We start from the raw sequence: 21,525 nt of genomic DNA on the forward strand, positions 1-21,525 counted from the left end.
GCCAGTCATAAGCAAGGGTCAGACCGCGTCGGCCGGGACTACCCCATCCTCGCGGGATCGGGTAGATAGAGACTGACAGTCATGGTGAGTCCTTCGTGGTCCGGGTGCGAGTGATGTCGGGTGCAGCGATTCAGGCGTGGTCGCCCGTGCCGTCGGTGGTGGGAGTTGCGGTGATGCCGGCGACCAGCGCACGGATGGCCCAGGTGGTGCGCTGGCTCGGCGTGCCCGAGATGACCGTCTCGGCGCGCACGGCGAGGTGAGGGGTCACCTGCGGATCGGCCGACGCGACGGCTGCGGCCAACGCGTTCTCATCGTCCGCTTCGCGCTCGTCACCTCCGATGTCCTTCGGCGCAGGCGGGCTGTGCTCGGCGGCCGAGGACGTGACGTACTGCAGCAGCAGGTCCACACCCCAGGCCGCTCGGCTCGGAGCGATCGAGCCTTCCAGCAGCAGGCCCAGGAGCTGGTCGTACAGCCGCAGGGCATAGGGGCCGGTCGGGCGCAGCATCAGTGCGGACCGGGCCAGGCCCGGGTAGGCGTACAGCACCTCGGAGTACCCGGCGAGCAGCGACTCGAGCCGGGTTCGCCAGTCCCCGTGTGCACCGGGTGCCAGCGTCCCGATCAGCTCGTCCAGGACGGCTGAGTGCAGGTCTGCGGTGTTCGCGACGTACACGTACAGCGACGCAGGGCCCGTGTCGAGGGCTTTCGCGACGCGTCGCATCGTCGCTTTCTCCAAACCCTCGCGACGCATGATCTCGATCGTCTCCGCGACGGCCCACTCGCGGGACAGGGCGGGCTTGGCCGGGCGCTCTCGTCGGCTGTTGTTCAGTGTCATGCACCCACTGTCACGAACATGTTCGCGACGAACATGATCGGGTGATGTGGTGCCGGACTCCTGAGCGGCCGATCACCCGATCGCCTGATCGACGGAGGGGCTGACCGGGGCGGCCAGGGTGTGATGCACTGCAGGAGGAGACCGTACCGCCGCTCCCTCCCCATCGAACGGATCAGTCGTGACCGCACCGAACATCCTCCTGCTGTGCACCGACCAGCAGCGATATGACGCCCTGGGCGCGGCGGGCAATCCCCACATCAGCACCCCGAACCTCGACCGGCTGGCCGGTGACGGGGCGCGCTTCACCCGCTGCTACACGCAGTCGACGGTATGCGCCCCATCGCGCGCGAGCCTCATGACAGGGGTCTACCCGCGCCACCACGGCCTGTGGGCCAACGGAGTGGATCTCGACCCTGCCCAGCAGCTGTTCACGAAGGTCCTCGCCGACGGCGGGTACGACTGCGCCCTGGCGGGGAAGTTCCATCTCGGATCCGCCTTCGGAGGCCGGATCGAACCGCGCCTGGACGACGGGTTCCGGATCTTCCGCTGGGCCCACGACCCCTACGTGCGATCCCCGGGGAACGAGTACCACCACTGGTTGCGCCGCACCCATCCTGAGCTGCACGAGCAGGCCGTGGTGCGGAGGGAGCGCTCGATCGACGCCCTCCCGCAGGAGGCCCACTACAGCCGCTGGATCGCCGAGGAGACCATCGAGTTCCTCACCGAGACCCGCGATGCGGATCGACCGTTCTGCATGATCGCGAACTTCTTCGACCCCCATCACGGGTTCGAGGCACCGTCGGAATTCCGTGCCCTGTACGACGCCGGCTCCCTTCCCGCCCCGGTCACCACGCCGGACGAGCTCGCCACGAAGCCCCCGGTGCACACCCTGGAATCGCAGCGGTCCTACGCCGGGCAGATGGCCGGCTTCGCGGAGCACACTGCGGCGCAGATCCAGGAGATCAAGGCCCAGTACTACGCGATGGTCAGCCTCGTGGACCACGAGGTGGGACGGGTGCTCGACGCGCTCGAGCGCGAGGGTCTAGCGGAGGAGACCCTGGTGGTGTTCTCCAGCGACCACGGCGAGATGCTCGGTGATCACCAGATGCTCCTCAAGGGCCCCATGATGTTCGACTGCTCCGTGCGGGTGCCCCTGCTGATCCGCTGGCCCGGCCATATCGCCCCGGGCACCGTCCGGGAGGAGCTCGTGGACTGGCTGGACCTCACCCGCACACTCATGGCCGCTGCCGGGAGCGACGGCCTCGTCCGAGCCCAGGGCCGTGACCTGATGCCGCTGGTGAGCGGACAGGACTGGGAGGACCGGGACTGGATCCTCACCGAGTACCGGGACAGCTGCTGGGAGTACGACCCGCCGGTGCACTGCACGATGGTGCGGCGCGCCGACGTGAAGATCGTCGTGCACCACGGGTCACCGGCCACCGCGCGAGAGCGCACCGGTGAGCTCTACGACCTCGAGGCCGATCCCGACGAGCTCGTGAACCTGTGGGATCTGCCGGAGCATCGCGAGCTGCGCGCGGACATGGAGGGCTTCCTGCTCGATGCCCTGGTCGCGACGGAGATGCGGGAGCGGCCGCGCCTCGCCCCGTTCTGAGGAGACGGTCCGCGGCTCTCGCGGTGGGGCACGATGATCCGCGGGTCTAAGGTCGGGGTCACACACCCCACGCTGCCGGCGAAGGAGACACCATGGCCCCCTGGGTGCTTGCCCTGCTCGCCGGACTCGTCGCCGGCGGCGCGCTGCTGCTGGGCAGCGCGATCGCCTGGTTCGTGAAGGTCCCGCCGGCCGTGGTCGCCGGGATCATGGCCTTCGGTGCCGGGGTGCTGATCTCCGCGCTCACCCTCGAGCTCGTCTCCGACGCCATGGATCAGGGCGGGCTGCTGGCCACGAGCGGCGGGTTCCTTGCCGGGGCCGTCATCTACGTGGGCTTGAACATTCTGCTGGCCCGCCGCGGCGCCCGGCACCGCAAGCGCTCCGGGGACCAGCAGACCTCCGAAGGTGAACAGAGCGGCAGCGGGGGAGCGATCGCGATCGGCGCCCTGCTCGACGGCGTCCCCGAATCCATGGTGCTCGGGCTGAGCGTGCTCGCCGGGCCAGGATTGAGCGTGCCGATGTTCGCCGCCGTGTTCATCTCCAACGTCCCCGAGGGCCTGTCCAGCAGCGCCGGCTGGAAGACGGCCGGCCGCAGCCGCCGCTATGTGTTCGGGATCTGGAGCACGATCGCGCTGGTCTCCGGGCTCGCCTCGCTGGCCGGCTACGTGCTGCTGGACGGGGCGGCGCCGGCCACTCTCGCCGTCGTCAACGCCCTGGCGGCCGGGGCGATCCTCGCCATGATCACCGACACCATGATCCCCGAGGCCTTCGCGAAGGACTCCCTGTACACCGGGCTCCTCGCGACGCTCGGTTTCCTCGCGGCGCTGACGCTGCACGCGATGGGGTGAACCGCCCGGCTCGAGGTCATGACCCTGGCCTGAGAATGACCGGTCGGCGATGACCGGCTCCCGGCGGATCCGTGAACATCCGCCGCTGAACGGGCAGAACGTCGGTTGCGACGTCGTGGGGTCCCTAGGGTGATCGCGGCCCTTTCCCTGATCCCAGGAGCATCTCCATGTCCTCGTCGTTGAACCGTCGCACTCTGTTCGCCACGACGGTGGCGGTCGGCACAGCTGCCGCAGCCGCCGCTGCCCTCGCCGCACCGGCGTCGGCCGCGCCCGCTCGTCCCTCCGGCGCAGGAGGCGGCCGGGCTCTGATCGGCAGGGCGAAGCGCGATCAGCTGCACGTGATGACCTTCAACATCCGCATGGAGAACGAGGCGAACACGGAGCCCGGCGAGCCGGACCACTGGTCGGACCGCGAGCCGCTCCTCATCGCACTGCTCGAGCGGGAGCAGCCCACCCTGCTGGGCATCCAGGAGGGCAAGCACGGGCAGCTCGGCGCGATCGACGAGGCGCTGCCGAGGCACCGGATGGTCGGCTACGGGCGCCAGGGCGGCAGCAAGGACGAGTACTCGGCGATCTACTACGACACCACCCGCCTCGAGGTGCTGTCCTGGGACCAGTTCTGGCTGTCCGATACTCCCGACGAGATCGGCTCCGCCACCTGGGGCAACAGCGTCACGCGGATCGTGGTGTGGGCGCGGCTGCGCGATAAGGCCAGCGGCACCGAGTTCGCGTTCATCAACACCCACTTCGATCATCAGTCCGAGCCCGCGCGCATCAAGAGCGGCGAGGCGATGATCGACCTGTTCGAGGGCGGCGAGCTCGACGAGCTGCCCACGATCGTCACCGGCGACTTCAACTCGGTGGCCCACGATTCCGGCGCGTACACGACGCTGGTCACCGACGGTCCCACGCGCGACACCTGGGACGTCGCGGAGGAGCAGGTGACCCCGGCGTGGGGCACCTTCCCCGGCTACGACGACCCGGTCGACGGCGGTACCCGCATCGACTGGGTGCTGGTCACCGAGGAGTTCACCACCGACAAGGCCGCGATCAACGTCTGGCGCGACGAGGTGGGCGCCTACCCGTCGGACCACGCCCCGGTGCAGGCGCTGATCTCCCTGCCCTGAGGCGACCCGGCGCGGATCAGCGCTTGTGGTAGAGCGACTTCCGCTGGAAGCGGGGCTCCGAGGTCACGAAGATCCCGAGATTGCGGAAGATGTCCTCGTCCACGGTGCCCAGGATGGTCGTGGTGTGCACATCGCAGCCGGAGAGGTTCCGCAGCTCGTCCAGCGCACGCCGGGCGTGCTCGTCGGAGGAGGCGGAGACGGACAGGGCGATGAGCACCTCGTCGGTGTGCAGACGCGGATTGCGCGAGCCCAGGTGCTCCGTCTTGAGGGTCTGGATCGGTTCGATCGAGCTGGGGGAGAGCAGGTGCACGGTGTCGTCGATCCCGGCCAGGTGCTTCAGCGCGTTGAGGACCATCGCGGCCGAGCAGCCCAGCAGGGGTGAGGTCTTCCCGGTGATGATGGTGCCGTCGTGCAGCTGGAGCGCGGAGCCCGGCTCTTCGGTGGCCTCCTCGATCGCGAGCGCGGGGCCCACGACGGACCGGTCCTCGACCCGGCAGCCGGCCTTGCTCATCACCATGGCCACGCGCTGGGAGACCACGTCGTCGTGGTCGTTGATGCGCTCGTCCACAGCGGCCTTGTAGTAGCGCCGGATGATCTCCTGCCGCGAGGCCTCGCGGCACACCTCGTCGTTCACGATGCAGTTCCCGGCCATGTTCACACCCATGTCCGTGGGGGAGGCGTAGGGCGAGGCGCCGGTGAGCTTCTCCAGCAGCGTGCGCAGCAGCGGGAACACCTCGACGTCGCGGTTGTAGCTGGTGACCTGCTTGCCGTAGGCGGCCAGGTGGAACGGGTCGATGAGGTTGATGTCGTCCAGATCCGCGGTGGCGGACTCATAGGCGAGGTTCACCGGATGCTCGAGCGGGAGGTTCCAGATCGGGAAGGTCTCGAACTTCGCGTAGCCGGCCGGGATCCCCCGGGCGTGGTCGTGATAGATCTGCGAGAGGCACGTGGCGAGCTTGCCCGAGCCCGGCCCCGGCGCCGTCACCACGATGAGGTCGCGCTGGGTGGTCGAGTACTCGTTCGCGCCGAGCCCCTGCTCGGAGACGATCCGGGCGGTGTCCTGCGGGTAGCCGGGGATCACGCCGTGGCGGGCCACCTTCAGCCCCAGCCGCTGCAGGCGCTCGATGAAGGCGTGGGCGACGTGGTTGGACTGCTCGAGCTGGGTGAGCACGACGTTCTCGACCAGGAAGCCGTGCTCGCGGAAGACGTCGATGAGGCGCAGCACGTCGTCCTCGTAGGTGATGCCCAGATCGGCGCGCACCTTCTGGCGCTCGAGGTCCTTGGCGTTCAGGCACACCAGGATCTCCAGCTCGTCCTTGAGCCTCTCGAGCATCGCGATCTTGTTGTCCGGGGTGAAGCCGGGCAGCACCCGTGCGGCATGGTGGTCGTCGAAGAGCTTGCCGCCCATCTCGAGGTACAGCTTGCCGCCGATCTGCTCGCGGCGCTCCTGGATGTGGCGCGACTGCAGTGCGATGTACTGCTCCGGGTCGAAGCCGACGCTCCCGCCTCCGCGGCCCTCCGGGGTGGAGGAGGTGGACAGGGCGGGAGGGTGAGATTCCGAGACGGTCACCCTGGCACGCTAGCACCGAAGGGTGCCGGCGCAGCGGCGGCGCGGCCCGTCTGTGAGGGGAGCCGCCCGCGCCGGCCGGGACGCCTTCGCCGGGGCCGACGCGAGAATCCGGTCCGAGGCGGCGCCGGCCCGTCCGGCCCGTGCGAGGTCAGACGTCAGCGCCCTGTCGGACAACAGGTGGACAGCGGGCTGGTCCTGCGGGCGCGGCATGGTCCGCAGGAGTGTGCAATACGAATCGATGATTCGTTATCCCCGGGGGCCTGCGGGTGGACCCGCGCCGGCCTGCAGGAACCGTCGGAGGTCGGCAGGCGCTCCTCGACGGCGGCGGGCGTGGTCGTGATCAGGCCCTTGCGCAGGCGTGGATGCTCGGACATGATGGCGGACACCGCAGTGCGCGGGGCCGCCAGTGTCGGCGCTCCGCCTCGCATTCGACCCCCACTGAGCACGACCGCCCCACTGCTCCCCAGAATCGATTCGAATCGATCTGCACTTGAGAAGAGAGACGATGATGTCCCATCAGCCGCGTGCCCGCACTTCCGCCGCCTCCGTCCGCGTTCCCAGCTCGGAGTCGGGCTTCCGCCCCTCCCGGCGTACTCTCGGCGCACTCGCCGCAGTGCCGGGGCTTTTGAGCCTCGCCGCCTGCGGCGGATCAGGCGGCGGCTCCTCCTCCGGGGATCCCGACAGCATCCGGGTGGTCGACTACTACAACACCCCGGCCGATGACAAGGTCATCCAGGAGACCCTCGACGCCGTGGGCTCTGAGGTCGGGGTGAGCATCGCCCGGGAGAAGGTTCCCGGTGAACAGCTCATCGCGAAGGTCCTCCAGATGAGCTCGTCCAAGACGCTCCCGGACCTGCTCATGCTGGACAACCCGGATCTGCAGGAGATCGCCAGCTCCGGGGCGCTCGTCCCGCTCGAGGACTTCGGGATCGACACCTCCGGCTTCGCGAAGGAGATCCTGGAGGCCGGGACGTTCGAGGGAAAGGTCTATGGACTGGCCCCGACGGTCAACACGATCGCGCTGTTCTACAACACCACGATGCTCAAGGAGGCCGGCGTCGAGCCGCCCACCACCTGGGACGAGCTCAAGGCGTCGGCCAAGGCCCTCACCCATGACGACGTCTACGGCCTCGCGTTCTCGGCTATCGCCACCTATGAAGGCACGTGGCAGTTCCTGCCGTTCATGTGGTCCAACGGTGGCGATGAGACTGATATCGGCACCCCGGAGGTGGCCGAGGCCGCGCAGCTGTGGTCGGATCTCGTGGCCGATGGCTCCGCGTCCCAGGGCGTCGTGAACTGGGGTCAGGGCGATGCGATCGACCAGTTCAAGGCTGGCAAGGCCGCGATGGTGGTGAACGGGCCCTGGAACATCGTCGGTCTCCAGACCGATGCCCCGGACCTCGAGTGGGATGTGGTGATCATCCCGGTGCCCGCAGCGGGTGACGCCTCCGTGGCACCGCTGGGCGGCGAGGTCTGGACAATCCCACAGACCGGTGACGACGCGAAGCAGAAGAAGGCTGCCGAGGTGCTGCAGAAGTTCGTCTCTCCCGAGAACCAGATGGCGATGGGCACTGCGCGCAACACGATCCCTGCCGATATGGAGGCTGCGAAGACGTTCGCCCAGGACCACCCGGAGCTGGCGACCTTCGTCGAGCAGGTCTCCACCGCCCGTTCCCGCACCGGGAAGCTGGGCACGGAGTGGCCCGCCACAGCGAAGGCGATCTACACCGCCTACCAGCAGGTGCTCGTGGACGGCACCGATCCGCAGACCGCCTTCGCCGACGCCGCCGACTCGCTCGGCTGAGCGCCCGCTCCGAGATCGCCATGACCACTACCACTGACGCCGCCGTCCCTGCGGCCCATGCCCCTCCCCGGCGGCGCCGTCGGATGGACGGCTCCGCCGCGGTGCGCTACGGCTTCATCGCCCCCGCCGCGATCTATCTGGCGCTGTTCTTCGGATTCCCCATCGTCAAGAACTTCACGATGAGCTTCCAGGAGTACACCTCCGCGACGTTCTTCAGCGGGGAGGCGCCATTCGTCGGCCTCGCGAACTATGCGGCGGTGTTCGCCGATCCGATCTTCGCCAAGGCACTCGCGAACACGGCGATCTTCACCGTCGTCTCGATCGCCGGTCAGTTCGTGATCGGGATGGGGCTTGCTCTGTTCTTCCGCAAGAGCTTCCCGCTGTCCGGTCTGCTGCGTTCGATGCTGCTCCTGCCGTGGCTGCTGCCGATGATCGTCTCGGCGGCCGTATGGCGCTGGATCCTCGAGCAGGACAGCGGGATCCTCAACCAGTCCCTCAAGGCGATCGGCCTCATCTCCGCACCGATCCCGTGGCTCACCAGCTCTGATACGGCTCTGATCGCGGTGGTGATGGTGAACATCTGGCTCGGCATCCCGTTCAACGTGGTGCTCCTGTACAGCGGGCTGCAGGCGATCCCCACGGAGCTCTACGAAGCGGCGGAGATCGACGGTGCCACCGGGTGGTCCTCATTCCGGTTCGTCACCTTGCCGCTGCTGCGACCCGTCGTCTCCGTGGTGCTCCTGCTCGGGGTGATCTACACGATCAAGGTCCTGGACCTGATCCTGGGACTGACCGGCGGCGGACCCGCGAACGCCACCCAGACCATCGCGACCCGCAGCTATGAGATGAGCTTCATCGAGTTCGATTTCGGGCAGGGCGCTGCACTGGGCAACGTGCTCATCGTCATCGCGCTGCTGTTCTCGGTGGTCTATCTGCGCGCCAACTCCCGCGCGATGAAGGAGGGATGAGGCCATGACGACGACCCTCGAGCACAGGCCCGGGACGGCGCCATCGCGACACCGTCCCGTCCTCTCCCGCAATTCCCCGACCCGGCGCGGACTGCGCACCGCCCTCGGGATCGTGTTCATCGCAATCATGCTGTTCCCCATCTACTGGATGGTCAACGCTTCGCTCGCCCCCGGCGGGAACACGTTGAACGCCCAGCTGCTGCCGTTGAACCCGGACTTCAGCGGTTATGCCAGCGCCATCAGCGACCAGGGGCAGAACCTCGTCACCTCGCTGATCGTCGCCGTCGGCGCGGCGATCCTGTCGCTGGTGATCGCGACCCCGTGCGCCTACGCGCTGGCGCAGTTCCCCATCCGGGGCAGCGGCGTGGTGCTGTTCGTGGTCCTCATCGCACAGATGATCCCCGGCATCGTGATCGCGAACGCGCTGTACACGGCCTACAACACGGTGGGTCTGCTCAACACGATCCCCGGGTTGATCCTGGCCGACGCCACCGCCGGTATCCCGTTCTCGATCCTCATCATCCGTGCGTTCATGGAATCCTTCCCGAAGGAGATCGTCGAGGCCGCGCACATCGATGGCTGCGGCCACGTGCGGGCGTTCTGGTCGATCGTGCTCCCGGTGAGCATCAACTCGCTGATCACCGCCGGGATCTTCTCGTTCCTCTTCGCCTGGAGCGACTTCCTCATGGCGCTGACCCTCACCACCGGCGAAACGATCCGTCCTGTCACGCTGGGCCTCTACAACTACATCGGCACCAACGACACCGATTGGAGCTCTGTGATGGCCACGGCCGTCATCGCTTCGGTGCCCGCGGTGGCGCTGATGATCGCCGCTCAGAAGTACATCGCTGCCGGAGCTACCGGCGGCGCCGTCAAATGAGAAATCGATCCCTCTGACCACGGCGCCACCACGCCCCGCATCACCCCACCCTCCGCACTCCCTGTCATCGACTGACCCCACCCCTCGGAAGGACCTGTTCCATGGCTCTCGAGCCCACCACCCCGCTGCGCGTCACCGTCTGGGGCGAGAACCGCCACGAGCAGCGCGACCAGCGCGTGCGCGACCACTATCCCGAGGGCATGCACTCCGCCATCCGTGCCGGCATCGTCGAGAACCTCGGGGACGACGTCACCACTCACATCGCACTGCTGGATGATCCTGAGCACGGGCTCACGGAGGAGGTCCTCGCCCGGACCGACGTGCTCACCTGGTGGGGTCACATGGCCCACGACGAGGTCTCCGACGAAGTCGCCGAACGCGTCCAGAAGCACGTGCTCGCCGGCATGGGCCTGGTGGTGCTGCACTCCGGGCACTGGTCCAAGCCGTTCACCCGATTGATGGGCACCACCTGCACGCTGCGCTGGCGCAACGAGGCCGATCGCGAGCTGGTGTGGACCGTGAACCCCAGTCATCCGATCGCCGAGGGCGTGCCCCACCCGATCGTCATCCCCGAGCAGGAGATGTACGGCGAGCACTTCGACATCCCCGTGCCCGACGAGCTGGTGTTCGTCTCGTCCTTCAGCGGGGGAGAGGTGTTCCGCTCGGGCTGCGCCTTCCGCCGCGGCAAGGGCAAGATCTTCTACTTCAGCCCCGGGGACCAGGACTACCCCGTCTACCAGCACACCGACGTGCGCCGGGTGGTCGCCAACGGCGTGAGCTGGGCACGCCCGGCCGCCGGCGACCGCGAGGTGCCCTTCCTGGACCGCTACGAGACCGACTGGTTCCTCACCGGCTCCGGCGGTCAGGGCCTGGGCGACGCCGAGGCGGCGGGCAAGAGCGCATGAGCGCCACAGCATCGAACCTCGCAGCACAGACTCCCGTGAAGGTCGTCGTGGTCGGCGCCGGCGGCATGGGCAGGGCGTGGATCGGCACCGTGCTGCGCAGCGCCGACGCCCAGCTCGTCGGGGTGGTCGACGTGATCGACGGCGCTGCACGCAGTGCGGTCCAGGAGGTCGTGCCCGCCGATCTCCGCACCGGGATCGCCACGGGCACCGATACGGTCACCGTCGCCCGGGAGGCCGGGGCCGAGGCCGTGATCGACGTGACGATCCCCGCCGCCCATCACGCCGTCACGGCCGATGCGCTCCACGCCGGGTTCCCGGTGCTGGGGGAGAAGCCCTGCGCGGCGACCCTTGCCGAGGCCGTCTCCCTGGCGGGGCACGCCGAGGCGACGGGGAAGCTGTTCATGGTCTCCCAGTCCCGTCGCAACAATCCTCATCTGCACGAGACGAGGCGGCTCGCCGACGAGCTCGGCGGCGCCGGAATCGTGGACACCCGGTTCTACAAGGCACCCCGCTTCGGCGGGTTCCGGGACGAGATGGACCATCCCCTGATCGTCGACATGGCGATCCATGCCTTCGACGCCGGGCGGGTGCTGCTGGACGGCAACCCCGTCTCCGTCACCGCCAGCTCCTACAACCCCCCGTGGAGCTGGTACGCCGGGGACGCCGCGGCGACCGTCGCGATCACCTATGACACCGGGGCGGTCCACACCTTCTCCGGATCCTGGGCCGCTCCCGGCGGCGAGACCAGCTGGAACGGCGACTGGCTGCTGAGCTGCGCGAACGGCTCGGTGAGCTGGGACGGGGAGACGCCTCCCGCCGCCAACCCCGAGGACGGCGAGGAGATCGCTGGACGCAACCCCGCCGCCGACGAGCTCTGGGAACTCGACGCCTCCCTGGCCGGCTTCTGCGCCGCCCTGCGCGGCGGGGACGTCCCCGCCTCCGAGGTGCACGGGAACGTGTGGACCCAGGCGATCGTCGAGGCCGCGGTGCGCGCCGCGGACACGGGACGCCGAGTGGACCTCGCCGAGATCCTCGACGAGGCTCTCGAGAGCGCCCGCGTCCTGGATGTCGCCGATGGGCGCAGCCAGGCCCTGACCGCATGGAAGACTGGGACTTCTGGTCTGACCGCCGCGTGAGCGGTGGCCCGAAGGAAGGGTAGGGGGTGGCGGTGAGGAAGAAAGCACCGACGAGCCAGGACGTCGCCCGACTGGCCGGGGTCTCCCAGTCCACGGTGAGCTACGTGCTCACCGGATCCCGCCCCATCTCCGAGGCCACCAGGGCCCGGGTCGAGGACGCCATCGAGAAGCTCGGCTACCACCCCAACTCCGGGGCCCGCACCCTGCGCTCCCAGCGCAGCGGCGTGATCGGTCTGATGGTCCCGGAGGCGGAGTCCGATGATGGCGTGCTCATGGTGTTCATCGGCGCGATCGCCCGCGAGGCCCGCCGTTACGGCTACGACATCCTGCTGGTCACCGCCCAGGAAGGGGCGCAGGGCATACGCCGTGTGGTGCGCACAGGGGTGTGCGAGGCGCTGATCCTCATGGAGCTGGGACGGCACGACGAACGGGTGGCCCCGGTGATCGAGTCGGGGCTGCCCTTCGTGACCATCGGCAAGCCCGACGAGTTCCCGCAGGGCTCTGTCGTGGACCTCGACTTCGAGATGCTGGGCGGGATGATCGTCGAGCGCGCCGTCGAGGAGCAGTGCGACCGTCTGCTCCTGTTCGGCGAGCCCGGGCGCAAGCGCTCCCGCAACGACGTCGCCCGCTTCCTTGCCGGGGTGGAGGACGCCGCCTCGGAGGAGGGCCTCGAGGTCGTGCTGGACGCTGTCCCGCTGGCCGACGTGCCGGACCAGGCGCTGCGCCTGACCCTCCCGAACCAGCGCACCGCACTGTTCGGCATCACCGGCGTGCGCCAGGTGCTGTTCGCGATGGCGGCGACCGGCGCCCTCGTGGACGACACCCGGCTGTTCATCGCCCTCAGCGGCGAGGACCTCGTGGACGTCAGCCCGCTGCTGGCCTCCGTGCCGCAGCTCGACCCCCGACGGATCGAGATCAGCGAGCTCGCCGTCCAGGAGCTCGTCCGGCTGCTGCAGGTCGAGGGTGCCGGTCCCCGCGTCACACTCGTCGAGCCCCGCTGGCTCGAGGGCTGAAGGTCGGCAGTCGGACCACGACGCCCGCTACGCGCGAAGCCGGCTCCGGTCGAGCCTCAGCACGATCCTGCGGACCACGCCGTCGGGATCGATCGTGAGCGCGACGGATGCGGCGCCGTCGCGCCAGGACCCCGTCCGGGGCAATGGTTCGTAGCCCTCCTCCACGAGCGGGGGAGCGGTGACCGAGTCGCGATCGATCGACACGGTCCACTCTTCGATCGCGTCGAGCCTCCCGTTCGGCGCCCCCGGCGAGCCCGTCGAGGCGAGCGACGCGGAGAGCCTGCCGCACCCGATATGCGCAGAGGTGCCGAGCAGAGTCAGCGAACTGAGACGGAAGTCTGTGGTGACCTCAGGGGAGATCCAGAAGAGGAGATCCCCGAAGTCGACGGACAGGCTGTGGTCCTGAGGTTCGGTGGCCCTCTCGGTCACCTCGACGGTGAGCTGGCCGTGGCCTCCCCGGTCGACCTCGTCCTGGGGCATCGACTCATCTGCGGAGGAATCTCCCGAGTCGACCGAGAACCTGGCGGCGAGAGGCGCTGGCGATGTCATGGCGCGACTGTAGATGGCGGGCCCCGGACTCTGCGCCGATCTACCGCCAGCCGACTGACCGCCAGCCGGGCGGTCGAGGTTCGAACGCTTGCGGTGACGGACGGTGAACCGGCGACGACGGGGCATTCCGCTGTGAGCGAGCAGGGATCCCGGTCCGTCTCTGGCGACCAGCGCGAACCGGCCCATACTTCCTGCAGATCAGCGCTCTGCAGCAGCAAAAGCCCAGGCCGCAGATGACTGATCGGTCACCAAGCGGGTGACCACTGACACCTCAGCCATCCGCAAAGTTCAACTTGGGTCATGCATAAGATGTCGTCATGTCAGATGCGACCAGCTCTCTCGACGCCCACCAGATCCTTGCCGCTGTCCTCACGGATGCCCCGGAAGCCCGCGAGACGCTCACGGTGCTGCGCCCCGAGGTCCTCGCCCACACCCGTGAGGCCTACGACGCGCTGTACCGCAGCGAGCAACCGTTGCCTGCTGCTGTGCTGCACGCCCTGGCCGCCGTCACCGCGGACTGGCAGGGCAGCGGCCCGCTCGCCCAGTGGCACCGTGCCCAGGGGGCCGACGCACAGCTCACCGCCGCCGATCCGGTCGCCACCGACCTCCGCGGCCCCGACGGCGCGACCCTCGACGCCGCGACGCTCAACGCCCTGCGGGATCACGTCGACCTGCTGTCGATCTCCCCGGCGCTGACCACCCGCGCCGACCAGCAGCGACTGCTCGACGCCGGCGTCAGCTCACCGATCGCCGTGCTCATCAGCCAGCTCGTCTCCTTCGAGAGCTACCTCCAGCGCCTCGTCGCCGGCCTCGCCGCGCTCCATGACCTCGAGGTCCCGTCGGCCGACGCCCCCGTGCGACTGACGCACACCCACGGCCGCGCCGCCGAGCACGGCGGGACCACCGTCACCGGCCGCACCCGCCCGTCTGTCTTCACCCGCGAGCAGCTCCAGTGGGAGCCATGGGTCGAGGTGCCTGCAGAGGACGAGCTCACCGAGCTCCAGCGCGACTCCTTCGCGTCCAAGGCCAGCACCAACAGCGTCTACTTCCGGATGCTCTCGCAGACTCCGGGCATCACGAAGGCCCGCAGCGCCCTGGACAACGCGATCTTCCTGCCGCGGGACGGCGCCCCCAAGGCCGAGCGCGAGCTCGCCGCCGCCGTGACCAGCAAGGTTAACGACTGCATCTACTGCGCCTCCGTGCACGCGAGGAAGTCCGCCGGCTTCTCCAAGCGGCCCGAGGACGTCGACGCCCTGCTCGCCGCCGCTCTCGAGCGTGACGCCGACTGGATCTCTGCGGAGCTCGCCCCTCTGAGCGCCGTGCAGGACGAGCGCTGGAGCGCCGTGGTCACCGCGGCCGCTGAGCTCTCTCGCCCGCGCCCCCTCCTCACGGCCGAGGCGATCCACGCGCTGCGCCGCCTGGAGCTCACCGAACCCCAGATCGCCGACGTGCTCACCGCCGCCGCCTTCTTCGCCTGGGCGAACCGCCTCATGCTCAGCCTCGGGGAGCCCTCGCTGCCCGACGCCGAGCAGGCCGCGGCCTGACCCTCCTGCACCTTCCCCGTCCTCCCCGCTGAACCCCTCGAGGAACCATGACCCCCACGCAACCCGCACTCCGTCGCCGTACCCTGTTCGGCGCCGTTCTCGCCACTGTGCCCGTCCTGGGCCTCGCCGCCTGCGGCGAGGTCACGGTGGAGGGCGATTCCGCCGTGAGCGACGAGGACACCTCGATCACCATCACCGACGACCAGGGCCGCGAGGTCGTGCTGCCCGGCCCCGCGCAGAAAGCCGTGGTGCTGAACAGCTACACCAATGAGTTCGTGCGCGCGATCGGCGCCGGCGACACGGTGGTGGGCGTGGACCGCGCCTCCCTGGATCGCCTGCCGTACCTGCCGCTGGAGGAGAGCCAGGTCATCGCCGAGGGACTGGACCAGCTCAACTACGAGGCGATCGCGAAGCTCTCGCCCGACGTCGTGATCCTGCCCCGCAACGCCGTCTGGCAGGAGGCCGCCGAGCAGCTCGAGCCCTTCGGCATCCCGCTGGTCGTCGCGACCGCCTGGGACACCGAGGTCGTCGACGCCACCATCACGCTGCTCGGCCGGGTGTTCGGGGCCGACGACGGGGCCCGGACGGTGCTCGAGTTCAAGGACGAGATCTCGGGCCTGCTCACCGAGCGCCTCGCGGACGTCGAGCCCGTCCCGGTCTACTTCGAGACCGTCGAGCCGTACCTCACCACCCTGCCCGGCTCCGGCTTCCACGCCATGATCCTCGCCGGCGGCGGCAGCAACATCTTCGACGACGCCTCCGGCGGCGACGCCCAGGAGGAGCTGACCGTCGACCCCAGCGAGGTCGTGCTGCGCGACCCCGAGTTCGTGATCCATGAGTTCGAGCCCTCCGCCGAGCCCGTGGACCGCTTCGAGGACCTCCGCGCCGATCTCGCCGCGCGCCCCGGCTGGAGCGGGATGACCGCCCTCGCCGAGGGGAACGTCGCGGTCGCCAACGGCTGGGCCACCAGCGCGCTGGGCAAGTCGATCGGCGCCCTCTACCTCGGCGCCTGGCTCCATCCCCGGGAGATGGCCGACGTGGACCCCGATGAGTACCTCACCCGCTGGGTCACCGAGTTCCAGGACACCGAGCTCTCCGACCCGGCCGACTACGTGCAGGGGCCGCAGCCGTGACCGCCACCCTCGAGAAGTCGCCCGCTCCGGCTCCGGCCCCGGCATCGGCTCCCGCCCGCAGCCACGAGCTGCGCAAGCGCCTGGTCCTCGCCGTGGGCCTCGTCGTCTCCGTGCTCGCCCTGATCACCTCGGTGACCATCGGCACCGCCGGCATGGGCTTCGGCGACGTGCTCCGCTCGATCCAGGTGAGCATCCTCGGCGGGACGATCAGCGCCGACTTCGCCTCCTCCTACGCCGTGATCACCCAGCTGCGCCTGCCCCGCGTGCTGCTCGCCTTCACCGCCGGCGCCGCGCTGTCCGTCTCCGGCGTGCTCATGCAGGGGCTGCTCCGCAACCCGCTGGTCAGCCCCTTCACCCTGGGCGTCTCCCCGGCGGCGGCCTTCGGCGCGGCCCTCGTGATCACCCTCGCCGGCACCAACCAGCTCCCGGCCTGGGCCACGATCGCCGGCGCCATGGTCATGTCGCTCATGGTCTCCGCGCTCGTGCTCGGCATCGCGACCGCCCGCCGCATGGCCGTCGCCACGTTGCTGCTGCTCGGCATCGCCATGACCCAGATCTTCGAGGCCCTCACCTCGGCGCTGCAGTTCACCGCGAACGAGAACACCCTGCAGGCGATCATCCGCTGGACCTTCGGGTCGGTGAACGACGCCAGCTGGCAGGACGTGCTCATCGTCGGCGCCGTCACCGTGCTCGCCCTCCCGCTGACGATGTGGTTCTCCAAGGACCTCAACGCGATCGCCTTCGCGGGCGACGACGCCGCCCGCAGCTTCGGCGTGAACGTGGGCCCGCTGCGCGTGGGCCTGATCGCCCTGTCGGTCACGCTCGCCGCGATCGTGGTCAGCTTCTGCGGGATCATCGGCTTCGTGGGCCTCGTCGGCCCGCACATCGCACGCCTCGCGATCGGTGCCGACCACCGTCACCTGCTGCCCTTCGCGGCACTCTCCGGCGGGCTGCTCCTGCTGGTCGCCGACGCCGTGGGGCGTACGGTGATCGCTCCCGCCGTCGTGCCCGTCGGCATCGTGGTCGCCTTCATCGGCGGCCCCGTGTTCATCTATCTCATCCTCACGCGAAGGAACACCCTGAAGTGAGCCTCTCCGTCGACCACCTCTCCTTCGCCTACGGCAAGCGCAGGATCCTCGAGGACATCTCCTTCGAGGTCGCACCGGGAGCGTTCTGCGCCCTGCTGGGCCCCAACGGCTCCGGGAAGTCAACGCTGGTCAAGGCCATCGCCGGGGTGCACCGGGCGAAGGCCGGCCGGGTCGCCGTCGAGGGCCGGGACACCTCCTCGCTCGGTCGCCGCGAGCTCGCCAAGGTCGTCGGCTACGTGCCGCAGGCCGGCGACGCCCCCTTCGACCTCACCGTGCGCGAGGCCGTCATGCTGGGCCGCACCCCGCACTTCGGCATCGCCCCGCGGCAGGAGGACCGGGCGACGGTCGAGGACGCGATCGTGCGCATGGGCCTCACCGACCTCGCCGAGCGCAGCATGTCCGAGCTCTCCGGCGGTCAGGCCCAGCGCGCGCTGATCGCTCGGGCGCTGGCCCAGGAGACCCGCGTGCTGCTGCTGGACGAGCCCACCAGCGCGCTCGACCTGCGCTACCAGATCGAGACCCTGCAGCTGGTCCGCCAGATCACCCGCGAGGAGGGCATCAGCGCCCTGATCGCCATCCACGACCTCAACCACGCCGCCCGCTACTGCGACCAGGTGATCGTGCTGCACGACGGTCGCATCACCGCCGACGGCAGCCCCGCCGACGCGCTGCAGGCGCCGACCCTGCGCACGGTCTACGAGGTGGACGTCGAGGTCGGCCTCAGCGACGGCACGGTCGAGGTGCGCCCCCGTGTCGACGAGCACGGCGTCACCCGCACCGGCTCCCGTCTCGACGAGATCGACGCCGACGGATCCGTCCGGGACAGCACCCGAGAACCGGTAGACGCCCGATGACGGCCCCGGAGCGCGGCACCCTCGACGCGATCATCGTCGGCGGGGGACCGCGCGGCGTCGCGACCGTGCTGCGCGCCGCCGCCCGCGCGGAGGCCGACGGCGCGCCGCCCGCTCGCCTGGCCGTCATCGACGCGACGTCCGTGGGCGCCGGCGCCACCTGGCGGATCGACCAGCCCGGTGAGTACCTCAACAACACGCAGGCCGACGCGACCACCATCCATCCCGACGACTCCACCCCGATGAGCGGCCCGGCCGCCCCCGGTCCGGACCTCGTGCAGTGGGCCCGCACCGTCACCGCCTCCGGTGGCCATCCGCAGCGATCCTGGGTGCTCGAGGAGGCCCGCACCCTGGTCGGGGCGAGCTTCCCGACCCGCCGGCTGCAGGGCGTCTACTTCCGCGATCAGCTCGACGCCGCGATCGCCGCCGGGCACGTCGAGGTCCAGGAGATCCACGGACTCGTCGTGGACCTCGCGCGCGACGGGCAGGAGACCGTGGTGGTGCTGGCCGACGGCCGCCGTCTCGCCGCCCCCACCGTGGTCCTCGCCCAGGGGATGGTCCAGGCCCGTCGCGACCCCGAGGTCACCGCCTTGATCGAGGCGGCCGACCGCCACGGCCTGCGCTGCGCAGAACCCGGCATGCCCGCCGAGCGCCGCTACACGGGACTGCCCGCCGGGGAGACCGTGCTGGTGCGCGGCCTCGGAGCGAACTTCTTCGACGTGATCGGACAGCTGGTCGCCGACTGGGGCGGCGCCGCGCGGCGCATCCCCGGTGATCTCACCGGCCGCCTGCACTATGCACCCAGCGGACGGGAGCCCCGCCTCGTCGTCGGCTCCCGCCGCGGTGTGCCCTACCGGTCCAAGCCCGACGGCGGCCGCTCCGTGCGACCCTTCACCGCCCGCTGGGCCACCCGTGCATGGTTCGGCGAGCTGGCAGAACGCTCCGACGTCGACTTCGCCGCCGAGGTGTGGCCCGTGCTCTGCCGGGAGTTCGCGCGCGCCTACCTCGACGCCCTCACGGACCACGTGCCCGGCGCCGTGCGCGGAGGCTGGCTGCCCGCCCTCGACGCCTCAACCACGCAGGACGCGGTCGACGCAGTGCTCAGCGCGGCGATCACCGACCCCCGCTGGACCTGGACGCTCGACGAGCTGCACCGCCCCACCCACGGCCGGCCCGTCACCGGCGAGGCCTGGGACGCCCTGGTCGCCCGCCTGATCGAGGACGAGCTCGGCTCGCTCTCCGACCCCGCCCACCACCCCCGCGCTGCGGTCAACGGGGCGATGGGCGCCCTGCGCCGGCACGTCGGCCGTCTCACCGGGCTCGGCGCCTTCCACGGCGAGTCCCTGGCCCGGGATGTGCTGGGCTGGTTCGACGGCGACTCCCTCGCGCTCGCCTCGGGTCCTCCTGCGGACCGGGTCCGCCTGGTCCTCGCCCTGATCGAGGCCGGGGTGATCGAGCTGCTGGGGCCCGAGCTGAGCATCGGGGTCGACGAGACCCGCGGCCGGTTCTTCGGCCGGTCGGCGATCACCGGCCGCTCCGCGTCCTCACGCGTGCTGCTGGAGACACGGATGTCCAAGGGACGGATCCCGCAGACCGACGACCCGCTGCTGCGGGAGCTGCTCCGCACCGGGCGCGCCCGCATCCACACCGTCGACGGTGTCCCCACCCAGAGCCTCGAGGCCACACGGGCGGACGCCGCGGAGTCCGCCCGCGGAGGGCACAACCTGGTCGCCGCCGATGGCACCGAGGATCCCGCCGTGATCGTGCTCGGCATCCCCGCTGCGAGCACCCAGCCCGGCAGCGCTATCGGGGCCAGCCCGGGGGTGCCGTCACCCCTGCTCGCCGGCGCCGACGTGGCCGCGCGGCAGATCATGGCCCGTCGACGGGTCGCCCTCAGGAACTGACATCCTCGTCGTCGGCGTCCTCGCCGCTGGTGCGCAGCATGACCCGGTCCACGCCGTCGAGCTCCATGAACTGGGGGATCAGGTCGCGCACCGGGGGCCTGCCGTGGAACCGGACGTCCATCACCACGAATCGATGGCCGTCCCGCTCGGTGCGGCGGCTGTGCTCGATCGAGCTGGTGAACCCCATCGCGGTGGCGAGAGCGAGCAGGTCCCGCAGCACGCCGGCGCCGTCGGCGTAGGTGATCCGCAGCAGGCGCTTCGCATCGGGGGAGGGGAGCCGGCGCAGCAGCGGTGCGACCACGAACAGCGTCAGCAGGTGCAGCGCCGTGAGCAGCACGGCCAGCGACAGCATGCCGGCTCCGCAGGCCATGCCCACGGCGGCGGCGACCCAGATCGTGGCGGCCGTGGTCAGCCCCCGCACCACATTGCGTCCTTTGAAGATGACGCCCGCGCCGAGGAAGCCGATGCCGGAGACGATCTGTGCGGCGATGCGCGACGGGTCCAGGCGCACGTCGTCCCCGAGCACGGCGGCGAAGCCGTAGACCGAGACCAGGGTGAAGGCGCACGAGCCGAGGCCGACGAGCACGTGGGTGCGGAAGCCGGCGGCCTTCTGCCGGAACTGGCGCTCGAGCCCGATCAGCGAGCACAGCACGAAGGCGACGAGGAGCAGCTGGCTCTCCACGAGCGACGTGCTCGTGATCGCGCCGACCAAGGGATCCATGCGGGCGCCTGCCTCCGTCCTTCCGGTCGTGGCTCTGGCCTGCACCGGGGATCCGCGCAGGCGGTCGTGCCGATGCCAAGTTAGCAGAATCACGCCCGGGCGCCGGGAGGCAGGAAGGGCCGGTCGATAACGGGGCAGGCCAGAGCCTCTTTGTCACCTCAACGTTTTACGTCGTGAAGCTCGCCACAATCGTTATCGGACCGTAACGCCTACCAGTGGATGTTTTCTGGCGGGGGAGGGTTCAATCAGTGTCATGGATCACTGATGATCCGACGCTCCAATGGGGGAGCGCGAACAGAGAGGCAGGTCTGCCATGACTGAACTTGGATCCCGTCGACTCCCCGGCGGAACATCCCGCCGCCGCTTCATGGCGGGTACCGGCGCCCTCGGCGGCGCCGCGGCACTGGCCGCCTGCGGCGGTGCGACCGGTGGTGGAGGCAAGAGCGGCGGTGGCGGCGGCGAGGAGCTCGTCGGCGTCGGCAACAACGGCAAGGCAGGGAAGGGGCGCAGCGGCGACGGCGCCGACCAGCTCTTCATCGCCGGCTTCCAGTGGAGCCCGCCCACCAACTTCAACACCTTCGCGGCCGCCCCGGCGTGGCCGGCCTCCAACAACGTCGCCCAGTACGTCTACGAGACCCTGCTGCGCTTCGACATCGTCTCCGGCGAGCTCCTCGCGGGCCTCGCCGCCAAGCACGAGGTCTCCGGCAACGAGTCCATCACCCTGACCCTCCAGGACGGCATCACCTGGCACGACGGCTCCGAGTTCACGGCGGACGACGTGCTCTACACCTTCGAGCTGGGCAAGATCGACGAGGGTCTCGGCGTCGCGTCGTTCTGGACCGAGGTCGACGAGATGACCGCGGACGGCAACACCATCAGCATCGCGATCAACAAGGAGCGCAAGAACGTCGGCTCCGTGCTGACCTCGCTCGCCCAGCAGTTCATCGTGCCCAAGGCGGTGTGAATCGGCCCAGGTTTGATGCCGTTGCTGTTTGAGTCCGAGAGGATGGACAGCATGCCGAAGAAGATCGATCCCCAGCTGC

Annotated in this window: 19 protein-coding genes; 15 read left to right on the top strand and 4 right to left on the bottom strand. The window is 69.8% G+C overall.

Annotated elements, in window-relative coordinates:
* Window positions 1–130 precede the first annotated feature (130 nt).
* Window positions 131–832: a TetR/AcrR family transcriptional regulator gene (locus ABD093_RS18980; RefSeq protein ID WP_193117488.1), complete on the bottom strand. Its 702-nt coding sequence runs from the start codon at window positions 830–832 to the stop codon at window positions 131–133.
* Between the two features lie 178 nt (window positions 833–1,010).
* On the opposite strand from ABD093_RS18980, the gene ABD093_RS18985 reads away from it, so the two are divergent.
* The 3 genes from ABD093_RS18985 to ABD093_RS18995 all read left to right on the top strand — a co-directional run bounded on the left by ABD093_RS18985 (window position 1,011) and on the right by ABD093_RS18995 (window position 4,416).
* Complete coding sequence (locus tag ABD093_RS18985) at window positions 1,011–2,444, top strand: sulfatase-like hydrolase/transferase (protein WP_193117489.1); 1,434 nt, start codon at window positions 1,011–1,013, stop codon at window positions 2,442–2,444.
* A 92-nt stretch (window positions 2,445–2,536) separates the two neighbouring features.
* Complete coding sequence (locus ABD093_RS18990) at window positions 2,537–3,289, top strand: ZIP family metal transporter (protein WP_193117490.1); 753 nt, start codon at window positions 2,537–2,539, stop codon at window positions 3,287–3,289.
* A 167-nt stretch (window positions 3,290–3,456) separates the two neighbouring features.
* Window positions 3,457–4,416 carry an endonuclease/exonuclease/phosphatase family protein gene (locus tag ABD093_RS18995; RefSeq protein ID WP_193117491.1) on the top strand — a complete coding sequence of 320 codons (960 nt, stop codon included), beginning with the start codon at window positions 3,457–3,459 and terminating at the stop codon, window positions 4,414–4,416.
* 16 nt (window positions 4,417–4,432) lie between these two features.
* Here ABD093_RS18995 and ABD093_RS19000 read toward each other — a convergent pair whose 3' ends face one another.
* Window positions 4,433–5,956, bottom strand: coding sequence for a DUF1846 domain-containing protein (locus ABD093_RS19000; RefSeq protein WP_226850174.1), 1,524 nt, complete (start codon window positions 5,954–5,956; stop codon window positions 4,433–4,435).
* 535 nt (window positions 5,957–6,491) lie between these two features.
* Here ABD093_RS19000 and ABD093_RS19005 point away from each other — a divergent pair.
* From ABD093_RS19005 to ABD093_RS19030, 6 genes are all read left to right on the top strand, one after another.
* Window positions 6,492–7,790, top strand: coding sequence for a sugar ABC transporter substrate-binding protein (locus ABD093_RS19005; RefSeq protein ID WP_226850128.1), 1,299 nt, complete (start codon window positions 6,492–6,494; stop codon window positions 7,788–7,790).
* A gap of 20 nt (window positions 7,791–7,810) precedes the next feature.
* Window positions 7,811–8,758 carry a carbohydrate ABC transporter permease gene (locus tag ABD093_RS19010; RefSeq protein ID WP_193117493.1) on the top strand — a complete coding sequence of 316 codons (948 nt, stop codon included), beginning with the start codon at window positions 7,811–7,813 and terminating at the stop codon, window positions 8,756–8,758.
* A 4-nt stretch (window positions 8,759–8,762) separates the two neighbouring features.
* Complete coding sequence (locus ABD093_RS19015) at window positions 8,763–9,638, top strand: carbohydrate ABC transporter permease (protein WP_193117494.1); 876 nt, start codon at window positions 8,763–8,765, stop codon at window positions 9,636–9,638.
* A gap of 101 nt (window positions 9,639–9,739) precedes the next feature.
* Window positions 9,740–10,543, top strand: coding sequence for a ThuA domain-containing protein (locus tag ABD093_RS19020; RefSeq protein WP_193117495.1), 804 nt, complete (start codon window positions 9,740–9,742; stop codon window positions 10,541–10,543).
* Entirely contained in the window at window positions 10,540–11,679 is a 1,140-nt protein-coding gene (locus tag ABD093_RS19025) for a Gfo/Idh/MocA family protein (RefSeq protein ID WP_343926516.1), read from the top strand. The genes ABD093_RS19020 and ABD093_RS19025 overlap by 4 nt, the downstream gene beginning before the upstream one ends.
* Window positions 11,680–11,711: 32 nt before the next feature.
* Window positions 11,712–12,692 carry a LacI family DNA-binding transcriptional regulator gene (locus ABD093_RS19030; RefSeq protein ID WP_193117497.1) on the top strand — a complete coding sequence of 327 codons (981 nt, stop codon included), beginning with the start codon at window positions 11,712–11,714 and terminating at the stop codon, window positions 12,690–12,692.
* Window positions 12,693–12,719: 27 nt separating this feature from the next.
* On the opposite strand, the gene ABD093_RS19035 is transcribed toward ABD093_RS19030, so the two are convergent.
* Complete coding sequence (locus tag ABD093_RS19035; RefSeq protein WP_193117498.1) at window positions 12,720–13,241, bottom strand: hypothetical protein; 522 nt, start codon at window positions 13,239–13,241, stop codon at window positions 12,720–12,722.
* 317 nt (window positions 13,242–13,558) lie between these two features.
* Between ABD093_RS19035 and ABD093_RS19040 the strand changes: the two genes are divergently transcribed.
* The 5 genes from ABD093_RS19040 to ABD093_RS19060 are packed head-to-tail and all read left to right on the top strand — an operon-like array spanning window position 13,559 to window position 19,761.
* Window positions 13,559–14,785 (top strand): peroxidase-related enzyme, encoded by a 1,227-nt coding sequence (locus ABD093_RS19040; RefSeq protein WP_193117499.1) that lies wholly within the window; start codon window positions 13,559–13,561, stop codon window positions 14,783–14,785.
* 47 nt (window positions 14,786–14,832) lie between these two features.
* On the top strand, window positions 14,833–15,918 hold the full coding sequence (locus ABD093_RS19045; RefSeq protein WP_343926519.1) for an ABC transporter substrate-binding protein: 1,086 nt from the start codon (window positions 14,833–14,835) through the stop codon (window positions 15,916–15,918).
* Entirely contained in the window at window positions 15,915–17,006 is a 1,092-nt protein-coding gene (locus tag ABD093_RS19050; RefSeq protein ID WP_343926520.1) for a FecCD family ABC transporter permease, read from the top strand. The genes ABD093_RS19045 and ABD093_RS19050 overlap by 4 nt, the downstream gene beginning before the upstream one ends.
* The gene (locus ABD093_RS19055; protein WP_343926522.1) at window positions 17,003–17,860 is read left to right on the top strand and encodes an ABC transporter ATP-binding protein; all 858 of its coding nucleotides are present in this window, start codon (window positions 17,003–17,005) and stop codon (window positions 17,858–17,860) included. Before ABD093_RS19050 ends, ABD093_RS19055 begins: the two co-directional genes overlap by 4 nt.
* Window positions 17,857–19,761: an FAD/NAD(P)-binding protein gene (locus tag ABD093_RS19060; protein ID WP_343926524.1), complete on the top strand. Its 1,905-nt coding sequence runs from the start codon at window positions 17,857–17,859 to the stop codon at window positions 19,759–19,761. Before ABD093_RS19055 ends, ABD093_RS19060 begins: the two co-directional genes overlap by 4 nt.
* On the opposite strand, the gene ABD093_RS19065 is transcribed toward ABD093_RS19060, so the two are convergent.
* Window positions 19,751–20,482, bottom strand: coding sequence for an MgtC/SapB family protein (locus ABD093_RS19065; protein WP_343926526.1), 732 nt, complete (start codon window positions 20,480–20,482; stop codon window positions 19,751–19,753). The two genes, ABD093_RS19060 and ABD093_RS19065, sit on opposite strands and share 11 nt — an antisense overlap.
* A gap of 313 nt (window positions 20,483–20,795) precedes the next feature.
* Between ABD093_RS19065 and ABD093_RS19070 the strand changes: the two genes are divergently transcribed.
* Window positions 20,796–21,446: an ABC transporter substrate-binding protein gene (locus ABD093_RS19070; RefSeq protein WP_343926528.1), complete on the top strand. Its 651-nt coding sequence runs from the start codon at window positions 20,796–20,798 to the stop codon at window positions 21,444–21,446.
* Window positions 21,447–21,525: the final 79 nt, after the last annotated feature.

This window comes from Brachybacterium tyrofermentans (genome assembly GCF_039526165.1).
In the GTDB taxonomy this organism is placed as follows: Bacteria; Actinomycetota; Actinomycetes; order Actinomycetales; family Dermabacteraceae; genus Brachybacterium; species Brachybacterium tyrofermentans.

Excerpts from the sequence above, each read along its gene's own strand:
- ABD093_RS18980 (WP_193117488.1), bottom strand. The coding sequence starts at position 832 with ATGACACTGAACAACAGCCGACGAGAGCGCCCGGCCAAGCCCGCCCTG.
- ABD093_RS18990 (WP_193117490.1), top strand. The coding sequence starts at position 2,537 with ATGGCCCCCTGGGTGCTTGCCCTGCTCGCCGGACTCGTCGCCGGCGGC.
- ABD093_RS18995 (WP_193117491.1), top strand. The coding sequence starts at position 3,457 with ATGTCCTCGTCGTTGAACCGTCGCACTCTGTTCGCCACGACGGTGGCG.
- ABD093_RS19005 (WP_226850128.1), top strand. The coding sequence starts at position 6,492 with ATGATGTCCCATCAGCCGCGTGCCCGCACTTCCGCCGCCTCCGTCCGC.
- ABD093_RS19010 (WP_193117493.1), top strand. The coding sequence starts at position 7,811 with ATGACCACTACCACTGACGCCGCCGTCCCTGCGGCCCATGCCCCTCCC.
- ABD093_RS19015 (WP_193117494.1), top strand. The coding sequence starts at position 8,763 with ATGACGACGACCCTCGAGCACAGGCCCGGGACGGCGCCATCGCGACAC.
- ABD093_RS19020 (WP_193117495.1), top strand. The coding sequence starts at position 9,740 with ATGGCTCTCGAGCCCACCACCCCGCTGCGCGTCACCGTCTGGGGCGAG.
- ABD093_RS19025 (WP_343926516.1), top strand. The coding sequence starts at position 10,540 with ATGAGCGCCACAGCATCGAACCTCGCAGCACAGACTCCCGTGAAGGTC.
- ABD093_RS19035 (WP_193117498.1), bottom strand. The coding sequence starts at position 13,241 with ATGACATCGCCAGCGCCTCTCGCCGCCAGGTTCTCGGTCGACTCGGGA.
- ABD093_RS19040 (WP_193117499.1), top strand. The coding sequence starts at position 13,559 with ATGTCAGATGCGACCAGCTCTCTCGACGCCCACCAGATCCTTGCCGCT.
- ABD093_RS19045 (WP_343926519.1), top strand. The coding sequence starts at position 14,833 with ATGACCCCCACGCAACCCGCACTCCGTCGCCGTACCCTGTTCGGCGCC.
- ABD093_RS19060 (WP_343926524.1), top strand. The coding sequence starts at position 17,857 with ATGACGGCCCCGGAGCGCGGCACCCTCGACGCGATCATCGTCGGCGGG.
- ABD093_RS19065 (WP_343926526.1), bottom strand. The coding sequence starts at position 20,482 with ATGGATCCCTTGGTCGGCGCGATCACGAGCACGTCGCTCGTGGAGAGC.
- ABD093_RS19070 (WP_343926528.1), top strand. The coding sequence starts at position 20,796 with ATGACTGAACTTGGATCCCGTCGACTCCCCGGCGGAACATCCCGCCGC.